This is a genomic window from Micrococcus sp. CH7 (assembly GCF_001595485.1).
GTDB classification, from domain to species: domain Bacteria; phylum Actinomycetota; class Actinomycetes; order Actinomycetales; family Micrococcaceae; genus Micrococcus; species Micrococcus luteus.
Genome location: NZ_LOSQ01000004.1, coordinates 1 through 16104, shown reverse-complemented (window position 1 = coordinate 16104; position 16104 = coordinate 1). Strand labels below are relative to the sequence as shown.

Annotated in this window: 12 protein-coding genes; 10 read left to right on the top strand and 2 right to left on the bottom strand. The window is 73.2% G+C overall.

Going from position 1 to position 16104, the window contains the following annotated elements; all coding sequences use genetic code 11:
* Positions 1–83 precede the first annotated feature (83 nt).
* Positions 84–1085, bottom strand: coding sequence for a quinone oxidoreductase (locus AUV08_RS01420; protein ID WP_041104185.1), 1002 nt, complete (start codon positions 1083–1085; stop codon positions 84–86).
* A 102-nt stretch (positions 1086–1187) separates the two neighbouring features.
* Here AUV08_RS01420 and argC point away from each other — a divergent pair, with 102 nt between their 5' ends.
* From argC to argR, 6 genes are read left to right on the top strand one after another with little or no spacing between them, the layout of a single operon-like run.
* A complete protein-coding gene (argC, locus tag AUV08_RS01415) occupies positions 1188–2228 on the top strand; it encodes an N-acetyl-gamma-glutamyl-phosphate reductase (RefSeq protein ID WP_061866989.1) in 1041 nt (346 codons plus the stop codon).
* The gene (gene argJ / locus AUV08_RS01410; protein WP_041104181.1) at positions 2225–3385 is read left to right on the top strand and encodes a bifunctional glutamate N-acetyltransferase/amino-acid acetyltransferase ArgJ; all 1161 of its coding nucleotides are present in this window, start codon (positions 2225–2227) and stop codon (positions 3383–3385) included. The genes argC and argJ overlap by 4 nt, the downstream gene beginning before the upstream one ends.
* 11 nt (positions 3386–3396) lie before the next feature.
* Complete coding sequence (gene argB, locus AUV08_RS01405; protein ID WP_196296765.1) at positions 3397–4383, top strand: acetylglutamate kinase; 987 nt, start codon at positions 3397–3399, stop codon at positions 4381–4383.
* Positions 4380–5666 (top strand): acetylornithine transaminase, encoded by a 1287-nt coding sequence (locus AUV08_RS01400; protein WP_061866988.1) that lies wholly within the window; start codon positions 4380–4382, stop codon positions 5664–5666. The genes argB and AUV08_RS01400 overlap by 4 nt, the downstream gene beginning before the upstream one ends.
* Positions 5663–6622 carry an ornithine carbamoyltransferase gene (argF, locus tag AUV08_RS01395; RefSeq protein WP_041104176.1) on the top strand — a complete coding sequence of 320 codons (960 nt, stop codon included), beginning with the start codon at positions 5663–5665 and terminating at the stop codon, positions 6620–6622. Before AUV08_RS01400 ends, argF begins: the two co-directional genes overlap by 4 nt.
* The gene (gene argR / locus AUV08_RS01390) at positions 6622–7110 is read left to right on the top strand and encodes an arginine repressor (protein WP_036337506.1); all 489 of its coding nucleotides are present in this window, start codon (positions 6622–6624) and stop codon (positions 7108–7110) included. Before argF ends, argR begins: the two co-directional genes overlap by 1 nt.
* Before the next feature lie 114 nt (positions 7111–7224).
* On the opposite strand, the gene rpf is transcribed toward argR, so the two are convergent.
* Positions 7225–8145 (bottom strand): resuscitation-promoting factor Rpf, encoded by a 921-nt coding sequence (rpf, locus tag AUV08_RS01385; RefSeq protein ID WP_061866987.1) that lies wholly within the window; start codon positions 8143–8145, stop codon positions 7225–7227.
* A gap of 621 nt (positions 8146–8766) precedes the next feature.
* Between rpf and AUV08_RS01380 the strand changes: the two genes are divergently transcribed.
* From AUV08_RS01380 to tyrS, 4 genes are all read left to right on the top strand, one after another.
* Complete coding sequence (locus AUV08_RS01380; RefSeq protein ID WP_060775414.1) at positions 8767–10008, top strand: argininosuccinate synthase; 1242 nt, start codon at positions 8767–8769, stop codon at positions 10006–10008.
* An 85-nt stretch (positions 10009–10093) separates the two neighbouring features.
* The gene (argH, locus tag AUV08_RS01375; RefSeq protein ID WP_061866986.1) at positions 10094–11554 is read left to right on the top strand and encodes an argininosuccinate lyase; all 1461 of its coding nucleotides are present in this window, start codon (positions 10094–10096) and stop codon (positions 11552–11554) included.
* A gap of 168 nt (positions 11555–11722) precedes the next feature.
* A complete protein-coding gene (locus tag AUV08_RS01370; RefSeq protein WP_061866985.1) occupies positions 11723–14011 on the top strand; it encodes a UvrD-helicase domain-containing protein in 2289 nt (762 codons plus the stop codon).
* A 69-nt stretch (positions 14012–14080) separates the two neighbouring features.
* On the top strand, positions 14081–15424 hold the full coding sequence (gene tyrS / locus AUV08_RS01365; RefSeq protein ID WP_061866984.1) for a tyrosine--tRNA ligase: 1344 nt from the start codon (positions 14081–14083) through the stop codon (positions 15422–15424).
* Positions 15425–16104: the final 680 nt, after the last annotated feature.

Sequence of the window (16104 nt, the reverse complement as noted above, 5' to 3'; positions counted from 1 at the left end):
GACGCGGACCAGGCCGCAGCGGGACATTCTATGCCCCGCCCGCGGCCGCGCGGGGCGCCTGGAAGGCACCGGGCGGGTCCGGCTCAGGACAGGGTGAGCAGCACCTTGCCCGTCGTCGACCGGGACTCGAGTGCGGCGTGCGCGGCGGCCGCGTCCGCCAGCGGGAAGCGCTCGCCGATCCGTACGTCGAGCTCGCCGGAGGCCCACGCCCCGAACACCTCTCCACCACGCCAGCGGGTCTCCTCGCCCGTGCGCGTGTAGTGCACCAGCGAGGGCCGGGTGACGTACAGCGAGCCGGCCGCGTTGAGCCGCTGCAGGTCGAAGGGGGGCACCTGCCCGGAGGCCCCGCCGAAGAGCACGAGTGTGCCGCGCACGCGCAGCACCTCGAGCGAGGTGTCGAAGGTGTCCTTCCCCACGCCGTCGTACACGGCGTGCGCGCCCTCGCCGTCGGTCAGCTCCGCCACCGTGGCGGCGAGGTCCGGATAGTCCACCGCGGCGACGGCGCCCGCGCCCCGGGACAGCTCCCGCTTCTCCTCCGTGGACGCCGTGGTGACCACGCGGGCGCCGCGGGCCGTCGCGAGCTGGGTGAGCAGGAGCCCCACCCCGCCGGCACCGGCCGTCACGACCACCGTGTGGCCCTCCTCCACCGGGAAGGTGGACCGGCAGAGGTAGTGGGCCGTCATGCCCTGCAGCGGAAGGGCGGCGGCCTCGGCCAGGTCGATGCCCTCCGGGACGGTGAGGAGACGATCCGCGGGGGCGGTGAAGTGCTCGGCGTACGCACCGGTGGCCGTCGCGGTGGCGACACGGGCCCCCAGGAGCCCGGCGTCCACGCCCTCGCCGAGCGCGACGACCTCGCCGGAGCCCTCCGTACCGGGGGTGAAGGGCAGGTCCATCGTGTAGACCCCGGAGCGCTGGTACGTCTCGATGAAGTTCAGGCCCGCCGCGGCGGTGCGCACCAGCACGTGCCCCGGCGCGGGGGAGGGCACCTCCGTCTCGGTCCACTGCAGGACCTCGGGGCCGCCCGTGGCGGACACGACGACGGCGTGGTGGGTGCGGGGGACGGCGGGGGTGTTCGCAGTGGTCATGGCCCCACTCTAGGAGCGGGCCGGGCCATCCGGCCCGGCCCGAGGGACCCGAGGCGCCGCATAGATATTCGGTGCAACGCATATCTGCGCTAGGATGAAGCCATGACCCACACCGTCGCCGTCTCCGGAGCCAGCGGCTACGCCGGGGGAGAGGCCCTGCGCCTGCTCGCCGGCCACCCGTCCGTCACCGTCGGAGCCATCACGGCCCACTCGAACGCGGGGGAGCGCCTCGGCGCTCTCCAGCCGCACCTGCACGCCCTGGCGGACCGCGTCCTCGCCGAGACCACCGCGGAGGTCCTCGCCGGCCACGACGTCGTGATCCTCGCGCTGCCCCACGGGGCCTCCGGGGCGCTGGCGGCCGAGATCGCAGAGCGATCCCCGGACACCCTGGTGATCGACGCGGGCGCCGACCACCGCCTCGAGTCCGCCGCAGACTGGGAGGCCTTCTACGGCACCGCGCACGCCGGGACCTGGCCCTACGGCCTGCCCGAGCTGCCCGGTCAGCGTGAGCGACTCGCCGGCACCCGCCGCATCGCCGTCCCCGGGTGCTACCCGACCACCTCGATCCTCGCCCTCGCGCCCGGCTTCGCCGCGGGGCTGCTCGAGCCGCAGGACGTGGTGATCGTCGCCGCCTCGGGCACCTCCGGGGCGGGCAAGGCGCTCAAGCCGCACCTGCTCGGCGCCGAGGTCATGGGAGGGATGAGCCCGTACGGCGTCGGCGGCGGGCACCGGCACACCCCGGAGATCGAGCAGGGCCTGGCCCAGGCGGCCGGCGAGCCGGTCCGCGTCTCCTTCACGCCCACGCTCGCGCCGATGTCGCGCGGCATCCTCGCGACGGCCACGGCGCGGCTGCGCCCCGGCGTCGCCGCCGCGGACGTGCGCGACGCATGGGCCGAGGCCTACGGCGGCGAACGCTTCGTGCACCTGCTGCCCGAGGGCCAGTGGCCCACCACGAAGGCGGTCCTCGGCTCCAACCACGTGCAGCTGCAGCTCGCCGTGGACGAGCGGGCCGGCCGCGTGATCGTCTGCGCGGCGCTCGACAACCTCACCAAGGGCACGGCCGGCGGCGCCGTGCAGTCCATGAACATCGCCCTGGGCCTGCCGGAGCAGGCGGGGCTCGAACAGCAGGGGGTCGCACCGTGAGCGTCACCGCGGCACAGGGGTTCCGGGCGGCCGGCGTCACCGCGGGGCTGAAGGCCTCGGGCACGCCCGACGTCGCCGTCGTCGTCAACGAGGGCCCGCGCCGCGCGGCGGCCGCCGTCCTCACCGAGAACCGGGTGGCGGCCGCCCCCGTGGTCTGGACCCGCCGCGCCGTGCGGGACGGCCGCGCGACCGCGGTCGTCCTGAACTCCGGCGGGGCGAACGCGGCCACCGGCGCCGAGGGCCTCGCGGACGCCCGTCGCACCGCCGAGCACGCGGCCGCGGCCCTCGCGACCGCCGCCGACGACGTGCTCGTCTGCTCGACCGGCCTCATCGGCGAACGCCTGCCGATGGACACCCTCACCGCGGGCGTGTCCGAGGCGGTCGCCGCCCTCAGTCCGGACGGCGGCGAGGACGCCGCCGTCGCGATCAAGACCACGGACACCGTGGCCAAGACCGCCGTGGCCCGCGGCGCGGGCTTCACCGTGGGCGGCATGGCCAAGGGGGCGGGCATGCTGGCACCCGGCATGGCCACCATGCTCAGCGTCATCACCACGGACGCCGACGTCCCCGCCCCCGCCCTCGACGCGGCCCTGCGCGAGGCCGTGCGCGCCACCTTCAACCGGGTCGACTCGGACGGGTGCATGTCCACCAACGACACCGTGATCCTGCTGGCCTCGGGCGCGTCCGGGACCGCGCCCGAGCCCGAGGCGTTCGCCGCGGCCCTCCACGAGGTCTGCGCGGACCTGTCCCGCCAGCTCGTCGCCGACGCCGAGGGCGCCCGGCACGACATCGCCGTGCGCGTGGTCCACGCCGAGACCGAGGAAGCGGCCGAGGCCGTCGCCCGCGCCGTCGGCCGCTCCAACCTGTTCAAGACCGCGATCTTCGGCCAGGACCCGAACTGGGGACGCGTGATCGCCGCCGTCGGCACGGTCCCGGAGTCGGTCGCCGCCTTCGACCCGTACGCCCTCGACGTGCGCTTCAACGGCGTCCAGGTGTGCCGCGCCTCCGGTGTGGGGGAGGACCGCTCCCGCGTGGACCTGACGGCCCGCGAGGTGCTCGTCGAGGTCGACCTGCACGCCGGCGACGCCGAGGCCACGGTCTGGACCAACGACCTGACGCACGACTACGTCCACGAGAACTCCGCCTACTCCACGTGAGGACCCCCAGCATGAGCCCGCACACCGACCCGGCCACGGCGGCCGCACCCGTCCTGTCCACCGCGGACCGGCTCGACCGCGCCGAGTCCAAGGCGGAGGTCCTCGTCGAGGCCCTGCCCTGGATCCGGCGGTTCGCCGGCACCGTCATGGTCGTCAAGTACGGCGGCAACGCCATGGTGTCGGAGGAGCTGCGCCGGGCGTTCGCCGAGGACATCGTGTTCCTGCACCACGTGGGGGTCCACCCCGTGGTGGTGCACGGCGGCGGCCCGCAGATCAACGCGATGCTCGACCGCCTCGGCATCGCGTCCGAGTTCCGCGGCGGCCTGCGCGTGACCACCGAGGAGGCCATGGACGTGGTCCGCATGGTGCTCACGGGACAGGTGGGCCGCGAGCTGGTCGGCCTCGTGAACTCCCACGGCCCGTACGCCGTCGGCTTCTCCGGCGAGGACGCGGGGCTGCTGCGCGCCCGCCGCACGGGCGCCGTCGTGGACGGGCAGGAGGTGGACCTCGGCCTCGTGGGCGAGGTCACCGGCGTCGACCCGACCGCGATCCTCGACGTGATCGAGTCCGGGCGGATCCCCGTGGTCTCGTCGGTCGCCCCCGAGATCGACGACGACGGCCAGCCCACCGGGCAGGTCCTCAACGTCAATGCGGACACCGCCGCCGCGGCCCTGGCCGCCGCCCTCGGCGCCGCGAAGCTCGTGCTGCTCACCGACGTCGAGGGCCTCTACGCGGACTGGCCGGACCGGGACTCCCTCATCAGCTCGCTCACCGCCGCCCAGCTGCGTGCGCTGCTGCCCTCCCTGGCCTCCGGGATGATCCCGAAGATGGCCGCGTGCCTGGCGGCCGTCGACGCCGGCGTGCAGCGCGCCCACGTCGTGGACGGCCGCCGCCCCCACTCGATGCTGCTGGAGGTCTTCACCTCCGCGGGCGTCGGCACCCAGGTGGTGCCCGACGCCGAACCCACCGCCCCGACCACCCCCGAGGAGGACGCATGAGCACCGACCAGTCCGCGCTGCTGGAGCGCTACCACGCCGCCCTGACCGGCGTCTTCGGCCGCCCCACCCGCGTGCTCGTGCGCGGCGAGGGGGTCCACGTGTGGGACGCCGACGGCCGGCGCTACACGGACCTGCTGGCCGGCATCGCCGTGAATGCGCTCGGCCACGGCCACCCGGCGCTGGTGCGGGCCGTGTCCGAGCAGATCGCCACGCTCGGCCACGTGTCCAACCTCTTCACGTCCGAGCCGCAGATCCGCCTGGCCGAGCGCCTGCTGGAACTGGCCGGCGTGCCCGCGGGCTCCACCGTGTTCTTCGCGAACTCCGGCACGGAGGCCAACGAGGCCGCGTTCAAGCTCGCCCGCCGCCACGGTGCGGACGACCCGTCCGGCCGCCGGACGCGGGTGATCGCGCTCGAGCGGGCCTTCCACGGCCGCACGATGGGCGCCCTCGCGCTCACGCACAAGGAGGCCTACCGGGCGCCCTTCGAGCCGCTGCCCGGCGGCGTGGAGCACGTGCCGGGCGGGGACGCCGCAGCCCTGCGGGCGGCCCTGGCCCCGGACGACGACGGCGCCACCGTCGCCGCCGTCATCCTCGAGCCGGTCCAGGGCGAGGCCGGCGTGCACGGCTGGCCGGCCGGCTACCTGGCCGAGGTGCGGGCCGCGACCCGCGAGGCCGGCGCCCTGATGATCCTCGACGAGGTGCAGTCCGGCGTGGGCCGCACCGGCACGTGGTTCGGCTTCCAGAACCCGGCCGTCACCGGTGCGGCAGAGCCGGTGGTGCCCGACGCCTTCACCCTGGCGAAGGGACTGGGCGGCGGCGTGCCGATCGGGGCGCTCGTGTGCGTCGGCCCCGCCGTCTCCGGGCTGCTCACCGCCGGCCAGCACGGCACCACGTTCGGCGGCAACCCCCTGGCCACCGCCGCGGGCCTGGCCGTGCTCCAGACCGTCGAGGACGAGGGCCTGCTCGGCCACGTCCGCGCCGCGGGCGAGGCCGTGGCCGCCCTGCTGGAGGACCTGCCCGAGGTGGCCGCGGTGCGCGGTCACGGCCTGTGGATCGGCGTCGACCTGGCCGACCCCGCGGGACCGGTCCCGGCCGGCGGGCTGGCCCCCGCCGTCGTCGCCGCCGGCCTCGAGGCGGGCTGGATCCTCAACGCCACCGGCCCGTCCACCCTGCGCCTGGCCCCGCCGCTCACCGTGCCCGTGGCCGAGCTCGAGCGCTTCGCCGCCGCCCTGCCCGGGCTCGTGGCCGCCGCCCTGACCCCCGCCGAAGGAGACCGCCCATGACCCCCGCCACCGCCGTCCGCCACTTCCTGGTGGACACGGACCTCACCCCGGCCGAGCAGGCCGAGGTGCTCGACCTCGCCGCGCAGATGAAGGCCGACCGGTTCCGGCACCGCCCGCTGGCCGGGCCCCGGACCGGCATCGTGTTCTTCGACAAGACCTCCACGCGCACCCGCGTCTCGTTCGCGGCCGGCATCGCCGAGCTCGGCGGGACGCCCTTGATCGTGAACCCGGGGGAGTCGCAGCTGGGCCACAAGGAGTCCGTGGCGGACACGGCCCGCGTGCTGGAGCGGATGGTCGGCGTCATCGTCTGGCGCACGTTCGCGCAGGCCGGTCTCGAGGAGATGGCCGCCCATTCCTCGGTGCCCGTGGTCAATGCGCTCAGCGACGACTACCACCCCTGTCAGATCCTCGCCGACCTGCTGACGGTGCGCGAGCACCTCGGCGGCACGGCGGGCCGCACTCTGACGTATCTGGGGGACGCGGCGAACAACATGGCCCACTCGTATCTGCTCGGCTGCGCGACGGCCGGCATGCACGTGCGGGTCGCCGGCCCCGAGGGGCACCTGCCTGCCGAGGACGTCGTGGCCGCCGCCCGACGGCGGGCGGCGGAGACGGGCGGTTCCGTCCTCGTCACGACGGACGCGGCCGAGGCCCTGGCGGGCGCGGACGTCGTCGTGACCGACACGTGGGTGTCCATGGGCCAGGAGGAGGAGAAGGAGGCCCGCCTGGCGCTGTTCCGGGACTACCAGGTGGACGCCGCCGCGATGGCGCGGGCGGCCGACGACGCGATCTTCCTGCACTGCCTGCCCGCGTACCGGGGCTACGAGGTCACGGCCGAGGTGATCGACGGGCCGCGGTCCGTGGTGTTCGACGAGGCCGAGAACCGGCTGCACGCGCAGAAGGCGCTCATCGCCTGGCTGCTGTACCGCTCCGGCCTGGCCGAGGAGCCGCGCTGATGGCCGCCCCCACGACGAAGATCGCCCGTCAGGCCGCGATCCGGGAGATCCTGGCCACCCGGGGCATCCGCTCCCAGGCCGAACTCTCGGACGCCCTGGGCGATCGCGGGCTGTCCGTCACCCAGGGCACGCTCTCGCGGGACCTGGTGGACCTCGGCGCGGTGCGGACGCGCGGGCCGGCCGGCATGGTCTACGCCCTTCCGGCGGAGGGCGACGACGCCGCCGTGCCGGGCCGCGGCTCGGACGCGCAGCTGAATCGCCTGGCGAGCATGGCCCGCGAGCTGCTCGTCTCCGCCGAGCCCACCGCGAACCTCGTGGTCCTGCGCACGCCCCCGGGCGCGGCGCAGTTCCTGGCCAGCGTGATCGACCAGGCGCGCGTGGAGCACGTGATGGGCACGATCGCCGGCGACGACACCATCCTCCTCATCACCACGGGGACCACGTCCGCCCCGGCCGTCGCGGCCCACCTGCTGGGTCTGGCGGGCTAACCGACCCGTCCGGCCCCGCCCGCGCGGGTGACGGGCACCAGGCACGAGGAAGGCCCCCGCCGACGGCGGGGGCCTTCCTCGTGTGGTACCGGTCCGGGGGACCGGTCAGGCGTCTCAGGCCTGCGGCAGGACGAGCTCCTGGCCGACGTAGATCACGGCGGCGTCGGAGACGGCGCCCTTGTTGGCCTCGTAGAGGGCGGTCCAGCCACCCTCCACCTCGTACTCGTTGGCGAGCTTCCAGAGGGAGTCACCGGACTTGACGACGATGGTCTCGGCCTCGGCGACGACGGCCTGCTCCGCGGCAGCGGCCTGCTCAGCGGCGGCAGCCTTCTGAGCGGCGGCCTTCTCCGCGGCGGCAGCCTTCTGAGCGGCAGCCTTCTCCGCGGCGGCGGCACGCTGGGCAGCGGCCTTGTCGGCGGCGGCCTGCTCGGCAGCAGCCTGCTCGGCGGCCCAGCGCTCGGCGGCGGCCTGGTCGGCAGCAGCCTGCTCGGCGGCCCAGCGCTCGGCGGCGGCCTGGTCGGCAGCAGCCTGCTCAGCAGCGGCCTGCTCAGCAGCAGCCTCGTCGGCGGCGGACTGGCGCTGCACGGTGGCGGTGCGCTCCACGGCGACCGGGGCGGCCTCGGTGGCGTCCACGTCACCGGCGTCCACGTCACCGGCGTCCGCGTCAGCCTGGGTCAGGCCCAGCTTCTGCGAGCACAGCGGCCAGGCGCCCCAGCCCTGCAGGTCCTGGAGGATCTCGGCGCGCTTGATCTGCTCGGCCTTGGAGGCCTGGTGCGGGTAGCCCTCGCCGCCGACGGCCTGCCAGGAGGACAGGGTGAACTGCACGCCGCCGTAGAAGCCGTTGCCGGTGTTGATGTCCCAGGTGCCGTTGGACTCGCACTCGGCGAGGCGGTCCCAGGTGTCCACGGTGGCGGCCTGGGCCAGGGCGGAGAAGCCCACGGCGGCGGCGCCGGCGAGGGTCATGCCCGCAACGATCGAGGCGGTGGCACGGCGGGAGCGGGTGGCGGAAGTGGTGAAGAGAGTCATGGTGTCCATGGCGAGTCCTCGCTGATCGGTGGCCGAGGCACACCGGGGTCGTCCTTCTCCTTGGTCGGGTCATGCCCTCCGTCGGTTCGAGACGACCCAGCAGCGGGCGACCGTCGGAGGGGGTTCGATGTCGTGGCCTCCCCGTCCCCGACCTCTCGGTCAGATCACGGTTCGATCACGAATCGGCTACGGAAGAGTCAACGACGGGAGCCCCCCTCGCGTCAAATCATGGGTCGACGAATTCTTGCCCGTCCGTCTCACATTTGAGATCAGGTGACGAATCGCTCCCTGAGGCGGGAGTACGTGGACGAAATGCACGCCACTGCCCGCATTGGATCTTAGGGCGTCTGATTGGACAGTGTGGACAACCTCCGTCACAGGGGCGTGGGCGAAGGTCACGATCGACGGTCGAAGCCGTGACCGGCGTCGCGTTCGACCCGAACTTCGAGCGCGGGGCCATGGTTGCGGGTGGCCGCCGCGGTGGGCGCAGAGGGGCTGCGCAGGATCCATCAGGAGCTGATATTCCGTCAGTTGCATATTTATTCAAGACCCGGGTAGGATCGTCGCCGAGCACGCCTCCGACGGCCACGTGCCGCGCTCGGAGACCCCCCTATATAAAGAGGAGAAAACGTGAAGGAACGCATCATCCTTGCCTACTCGGGCGGCCTGGACACCTCCGTGGCCATCGGCTGGATCGCCGAGGCCACGGGCGCCGAGGTCGTCGCCGTCGCGGTCGACGTGGGCCAGGGGGGCGAGTCCCTCGAGACGATCCGCCAGCGCGCCCTGGACTGCGGCGCCGTCGAGGCCTACGTCGCCGACGCGCGTGACGAGTTCGCCGAGCAGTACTGCATGCCCACGCTCAAGGCCAACGCCCTCTACATGGACGCCTACCCGCTGGTCTCCGCGATCTCGCGCCCGGTGATCTCCCGCCACCTGGTCGCGGCGGCCCGCCAGTTCGGCGCCTCGACGGTGGCGCACGGCTGCACCGGCAAGGGCAACGACCAGGTCCGCTTCGAGGTCTCCATCCAGACCCTCGGCCCCGACCTGAAGTGCATCGCGCCGGTGCGCGACCTCGCCCTGACCCGTGAGAAGGCCATCGAGTACGCCGAGCGCAACGACCTGCCGATCGTCACCACCAAGAAGAACCCGTTCTCGATCGACCAGAACGTGTGGGGCCGCGCCGTCGAGACCGGCTTCCTCGAGGACATCTGGAACGGCCCCACGAAGGACGTCTACGACTACACGGACGACCCCGCCTTCCCGCCGGCGCCGGACGTGGTCACGATCGCCTTCGAGCGCGGCGTCCCCACGGCCCTCGACGGTCGCGCGCTGAGCCCGCTGGAGATCATCGAGGAGCTCAACCGCCGGGCCGGTGCCCAGGGCGTGGGCCGGATCGACATCGTCGAGGACCGCCTCGTGGGCATCAAGTCCCGCGAGATCTACGAGGCACCGGGGGCCATGGCGCTGATCGCGGCCCACCGTGAGCTCGAGAACGTCACCCTGGAGCGTGAACAGGCGCGCTTCAAGAAGCATGTGGACCAGCGGTGGACCGAGCTGGTCTACGACGGCCAGTGGTACTCCCCGCTGAAGCGGAACCTGGACACGTTCATCGACGCGACCCAGGAGCACGTCAACGGTGAGATCCGCCTGGAGCTCCACGGTGGCCGCGCCACGGTGCAGGGTCGCCGGTCCGAGACCGGCCTGTACGACTTCAACCTCGCCACATACGACGAGGGCGACTCGTTCGACCAGTCCTCGGCCCGCGGGTTCATCGACATCTTCGGCCTGTCCGCGAAGACGGCCTCCGAGCGCGAGCAGCGCCTGCGCGGCAGCGACGACCTCCAGGACGTCGCCCGCCTGTCCAACGACTGACCCCGCACGCCCCGTGCACGACGGCGGCCCGCCCGCGACCGGGCCGGCCGCCGTCGGCCTGTCACCGACCTCGAGGAGACCTTCGATGACCGAGAACACCGATGCCCGCCACGGGACCAACGAGGGCGCCCTGTGGGGCGGCCGCTTCGCCGGCGGCCCTTCCGAGGCGCTCGCCGCGCTCAGCAAGTCCACGCACTTCGACTGGCGCCTGGCGCCCTATGACATCGCGGGTTCCCGTGCCCACGCCCGGGTGCTGCACACCGCCGGTCTGCTCAGTGCGGACGACCTGGACGGGATGATCGCGGCCCTCGACCGTCTCGAGGCGGACGTGCGTTCCGGTGCCTACACCCCGGCGGCGTCCGATGAGGACGTGCACGGCTCGCTCGAGCGCGGCCTCATCGAGCGGGCCGGTCCCGAGCTCGGCGGCCGCCTGCGGGCCGGCCGATCCCGCAACGACCAGGTCGCCACCCTCGGCCGGATGTTCCTGCGCGACCACGCCCGCATCATCGCGCGGGGCGTGATCGCCACGGTGGACGCGCTGCTCGATCAGGCGCGGGCGCACCCGCACGCGCCGATGCCGGGCCGCACCCACCTGCAGCACGCGCAGCCCGTCCTGCTCTCGCACCACCTGCTCGCGCACGCCTGGGCGTTCGCGCGGGACCTGCAGCGGCTCGTGGACTGGGACGCGCGCGCGGCCGTCTCGCCGTACGGCTCCGGGGCCCTGGCAGGCTCCTCCCTGGGTCTGGACCCGAACGCCGTGGCCACCGAGCTCGGCTTCGAGTCGGCCGTGTGGAACTCGATCGACGGCACCGCCGCCCGCGACGTGTACGCGGAGTTCGCGTGGGTCGCCGCGATGGTCGGCGTCGACCTGTCCCGCATCTCGGAGGAGGTCATCTTCTGGGCCACCAAGGAGGCGGGCTTCGTGACGCTGCACGACGCGTACTCCACAGGGTCCTCGATCATGCCGCAGAAGAAGAACCCGGACGTCGCCGAGCTGGCCCGCGGCAAGTCCGGCCGCCTCATCGGCGACCTCACGGGGCTGCTGGCCACGCTCAAGGGCATGCCGCTGGCCTACAACCGCGACCTGCAGGAGGACAAGGAGCCCGTCTTCGACGCCGCGGACACCCTCGAGCTGCTGCTGCCCGCCGTCTCCGGGATGATCGCCACCCTCGAGTTCCAGACGGAGCGCATGGCGGAGCTGGCCCCGCAGGGCTTCGCGCTGGCCACCGACGTCGCCGAGTGGCTCGTCCGCCAGGGGGTCCCGTTCCGCGAGGCCCACGAGCTGTCCGGCGAGGCCGTGAAGGCGGCCGAGGCCCGGGGCGTGGAGCTGTGGGACCTCACGGACGAGGAGTACGCCGCCATCTCGCCGGCGCTGACCCCGCAGGTCCGCGAGGTGCTCAGCACGGAGGGCTCGCTCGCCTCTCGCGACGCCCAGGGCGGGACCGCACCGACGGCCGTCGCGGCGCAGATCGGGGCGCTCGAGGACGCCCTGGAACCGCTGCGCCGCTGGGCCGACACGCCGGGCTCCGTCGTCGACGCCCGCTGACGCGGTCGCCCGGCCGAGTCGGCGGCGGCCGGGCCGGACGCGGCGGTGCCCGGCAGGGCACCGCCGCGTCACCCGCCGTTCACCGCGGTCGGCGTAGCATGGGTGGTCACTTTTCCGCCGGGCGGGCCGCAGCATGGTCCGCCCCTCACCGCACCGCGAGGGCCCCCGATGACCGATACCGTGTCCGTCCGCCAGTCCGAGCTCGACCTCGAGCGGGGTCGGGTCGCCGAGCGGTACGCCCGCCTCGACGCCCTGCGTGAGGAGAAGGAGCGCCAGCTCGCGGCCGTGCGCCGGACCGGCCCGCAGGGGTCGCTGCAGAACCACTCCGAGCGCGACGCCTTCGCCAGCCTCTACGAGGACCGACTCGCCCAGCTCTACGCCGTGGACGACCGCCTCGTCTTCGGCCGGCTCGACCTCGACGCCGAGCGGGAGGGTGGGGCCGACGAGCAGCGGTACATCGGGCGCATCGGCCTCACCACCGAGGACCACGAGCGCCTCCTCGTCGACTGGCGCGCGGCCGAGGCCGGCGCCTTCTACCAGGCGACGGCGGCCCACCGGGGCCGCGTGCGCCGTCGTCGTCACCTGATGCTGCGGGGGCGCGAGGTGCGCGACCTCGAGGACGACATCCTGGACCCGACGCTGCTGGGCGGGGACGGCGTGCGCGCCGATGCCCAGGGTGCGCTGCTGGCCGCCGTCACCGCCCGACGCACGGGACGGATGGGGGACATCGTCGCCACGATCCAGGCGGAGCAGGACGAGGTGATCCGCGCGCCCCTGCCCGGGGCGGTCGTGGTGCAGGGCGGGCCCGGCACGGGGAAGACCGCCGTCGCCCTGCACCGCGCCGCCTACCTGCTGTACACCCACCGGGAGCGCCTCGCCCGCTCGGGCGTGCTGATCGTCGGCCCCTCGACCGCGTTCATGCGGTACATCGAGCGGGTGCTGCCCTCGCTGGGCGAGACGGGTGTCGTGATGTCCTCGCTGGGTACGCTGATGCCGGGCGTGCGGGCCGTCCCGGAGCGGGACCTCGACGCGGCGGCGGTGAAGGGCCGGCTGGACATGGTGGACGCCGTCGCCCACGCGGTCGCGCAGCGCCAGCGCCTGCTCGTCGAGCCGCGGCGCCTGATGATCGACGGCACGGCCGTCAAGCTCAAGCCGGCCATGGTCCGGCGCGCCCGGGACAAGGCACGGGCCACCCGCAAGCCCCACAACGAGGCCCGGGTGACGTTCGTGAAGATCCTCGTCCGCGAGCTCGCGGAGAAGCTGCGCAAGAAGCTGGAGAAGTCCTCGGGCACCCCGGTGCAGCGTGACCTCCTGCTCGAGGACGTGCGCACCTCGCGCGACGTGCGCATCGCGCTCAACCTCTGCTGGATGCCGCTGACGCCGGAGAAGCTCATCGGCGACCTCCTCACCCGGGAGGACCTGCTCCGGGCGGCGGCCCCGTGGCTGTCCGACGTCGAGGTCGGCGCGCTCCTGAGGCCGGCCGGCGCCCCCTGGACCGAGGCCGACGTGCCCCTGCTGGACGAGGCGGCCGAGCTGCTCGGACGCCTCGAGACCCCGGGCCGGGGCGGCGAGTCCGCGGCCCAGCACGAGCGCAACCTCGAGAACGCCCGGGCGTCCCTGGAGAACATGCACCAGACGCTCGCGGACCTGGGCGTCGACGGCGTCGTGGACGCCGAGCAGCTGGCCGCGGCCAACGAGGCGCGCGGGGTGCGACGGACCACCGCCGAGACCGCGGCCCACGACCGCACCTGGACGTACGGGCACGTGGTGGTGGACGAGGCCCAGGAGCTCTCTCCGATGCAGTGGCGCCTGCTGGCGCGCCGCTGCCCGATGAAGTCGTTCACCATCGTGGGCGACATCGCGCAGTCCTCCCGTCGCGACGCGGCCGGCTCGTGGGCGTCCGTCCTCGCCCCGGAGTTCGGGGACCGCTGGCGCCTGGAGGAGCTGACCGTGAACTACCGCTCGCCGGCGCGCGTGATGCGCTGGGCCGCGCAGGTCGCGCGCGCGGCCGGGCTCGAGGTCTCCCATCCGCGTGCCGTGCGCGAGGGCGACCATCGCCCGCGCCTGGTGACGGAGCCGGGCGGTGACGTCGCGGCCCTGGCCCTCGAGGCGGTCGAGGCCGAGCGGGGCCGCGTGCCCGAGGCACTGACCGCCGTGATCGCCCCCGCCGGGCGGACGGGGGAGCTGCTCACGGTCCTCCGGGAGCGGTGGGGAGAGGCGGCCGTGGACACCGCGCCGCTGCCCGGCGTCGAGATCGTCGTTGCCACCCCGTGGGAGACCAAGGGACTGGAGTTCGACACCGTCGTCCTCGTCTCGCCCGAGCGGATCGTGGCCGACGCGCGCGGCGTGGTGGGCGATCTGTACGTGGCGATGACCCGCGCCACCCAGTCGCTGTCCGTCGTCGCCGGGACGGACGCGGCCGCGCTGCCGGCCGGGCTGGCGGACGTCCCGGAGTGAGCCCCGCGGGCGACGTCGCACGTGCGCGGCGTCGCGGAGGCGCGCGGGCGCGTCGCTAGGCTGGGGGCTATGGCACCCCAGAACGAGGAGCGCGCGGCCCGACTGCGCGCACAGGCGAACGACCCGAGCTTCGAGAACGTCTGGCAGGAGCTGCGCTGGCGCGGGCTCGTGCACGTCTCGACGGACGAGGCCGCGCTGGAGCAGGCGCTGGCCGGGGAGCCCGTCTCGTATTACTGCGGCTTCGACCCGACCGCTCCGTCCCTCCACCTGGGACACCTGGTCCAGCTGCTCACCCTGCGCCGCCTGCAGCTCGCCGGCCACCGCCCGTACGCCCTCGTGGGCGGCGCCACCGGCCTCATCGGCGACCCGCGGCAGACCTCGGAGCGCGTTCTGAACTCGCAGGAGACCGTGGCGGCGTGGGTGGAGTCCCTGCGCGCGCAGATCGAGCCGTACCTCTCCTTCGAGGGGGAGAACGCGGCGACCATGGTCAACAACCTGGACTGGACCGCGGGCATGAGCGCGCTGGACTTCCTGCGGGACATCGGCAAGAACTTCCGCGTCGGCACCATGGTGAAGAAGGAGATCGTGGCCAAGCGCCTGAACTCTGATGAGGGCATCTCCTACACGGAGTTCTCCTACCAGGTGCTGCAGGGCAACGACTTCCTCGAGCTGCACCGCCGGCACGGCGTGACCCTCCAGACCGGCGGCTCCGACCAGTGGGGCAACCTCACCGCCGGCACCGAGCTGATCCGCAAGGTGGAGGGGACCCACGCCCATGCGCTGGGCACGCCGCTGATCACGAACGCGGACGGCACCAAGTTCGGCAAGTCCGAGGGCAACGCCGTCTGGCTCGACGCGGAGATGTGCTCCCCGTACGCCTTCTACCAGTTCTGGCTCAACACGGCGGACGCGGACGTCGTCGACCGACTCAAGGTCTTCACGTTCCTGACCCGCGCGGAGATCGAGGAGTACGCGCAGAAGGTGGCCGACGAGCCGTTCCGCCGGGAGGCTCAGAAGCGCCTCGCGTGGGAGGTCACCGCGCTGGCCCATGGAGAGGAGACGACGACGAAGGTCATCGAGGCCTCCCAGGCCGTGTTCGGAGGCGGCGACCTCACCACCGTGGATCCGGACACGCTGACCGCCGTGCTGGCCGAGCTGCCGCAGGCCGACCGGACCCAGTGGGAGGGGAAGCCGGGCACCGTGACCGCGGTCGAGCTGCTGGTCTCCACCGGGCTGGTCGCCTCGCGCTCCGAGGCGCGTCGGACGGTGCGCGACGGCGGCGCGTCGGTGAACAACGTGCGGGTGACGGATGCCGACCAGGTGTTCACCCGAGTCGACGCCTTCGCCGGCCGGCACCTGCTGGTGCGCCGGGGCAAGAAGAACATGGCGGGCGCAGACCTGGGGGAGGGCTGACCGCAGCCGCAGACCACCGGTGTCCACCGGCTCGCCAGAAGTGACCGAGGACACGACGGGCGGCGACGGCGGAGGAACCGCCCACGGGAGGAGCACAGGGCCCCGTTCTCCGCAGGATTCTGCGGAAAACGGGGCCCTTTTTCATGCGTGGCCGCCGGGTGTCACCCTTGATTTTGTGTTCGGTGGGGTTCGTGTGTAGAGTTCCATCTCGTGCTCAAGACGCCGACCGGGTGACCGGGAGGCGGGGTGAAGAACACAGAATCCGCGGATTCATGCCGAGAATGGCAGGTCCAGGGCGGGTGGTGCTCACCGGGTGCGCGGCTGGCAGTGATGCGGGTCGGATTCCTGAAGAAGATGATCTGGTTTGACAGCCGGGAATCATGTGGTAGGCTTTTCGAGGCCTTCCATGTGGATGGTCCGGTGAGTGTCTGGCCCCGCGGAAGCGGAGTTGACATTGTCGGATCGCGTGGTAAGGTTTTCTAGCCCGGCCATGTGAACGGACGGTGAATGCTTCGGACACGGAGTTGACACGGTCGAAACGGATGGTCTAGGATGGAGAAGTTGCTCCAGAGCGAAACGGCCCGCGGAGCGGGTCGCTGAAGCTGGAAGCGCCTGTTGTTTGAGAACTCAATAGTGTGCCAAGTTTGTTGATGCCAATTGTTTTAACACATATTGGTTGA

What these genes read in the sequence shown, in the direction of transcription:
- argF (WP_041104176.1), top strand. Translation starts at nt 5,663, where the DNA reads ATGACCCCCGCCACCGCCGTCCGCCACTTCCTGGTGGACACGGACCTC.
- argH (WP_061866986.1), top strand. Translation starts at nt 10,094, where the DNA reads ATGACCGAGAACACCGATGCCCGCCACGGGACCAACGAGGGCGCCCTG.
- argB (WP_196296765.1), top strand. Translation starts at nt 3,397, where the DNA reads ATGAGCCCGCACACCGACCCGGCCACGGCGGCCGCACCCGTCCTGTCC.
- AUV08_RS01400 (WP_061866988.1), top strand. Translation starts at nt 4,380, where the DNA reads ATGAGCACCGACCAGTCCGCGCTGCTGGAGCGCTACCACGCCGCCCTG.
- AUV08_RS01420 (WP_041104185.1), bottom strand. Translation starts at nt 1,085, where the DNA reads ATGACCACTGCGAACACCCCCGCCGTCCCCCGCACCCACCACGCCGTC.
- argC (WP_061866989.1), top strand. Translation starts at nt 1,188, where the DNA reads ATGACCCACACCGTCGCCGTCTCCGGAGCCAGCGGCTACGCCGGGGGA.
- AUV08_RS01370 (WP_061866985.1), top strand. Translation starts at nt 11,723, where the DNA reads ATGACCGATACCGTGTCCGTCCGCCAGTCCGAGCTCGACCTCGAGCGG.
- argR (WP_036337506.1), top strand. Translation starts at nt 6,622, where the DNA reads ATGGCCGCCCCCACGACGAAGATCGCCCGTCAGGCCGCGATCCGGGAG.
- rpf (WP_061866987.1), bottom strand. Translation starts at nt 8,145, where the DNA reads ATGGACACCATGACTCTCTTCACCACTTCCGCCACCCGCTCCCGCCGT.
- tyrS (WP_061866984.1), top strand. Translation starts at nt 14,081, where the DNA reads ATGGCACCCCAGAACGAGGAGCGCGCGGCCCGACTGCGCGCACAGGCG.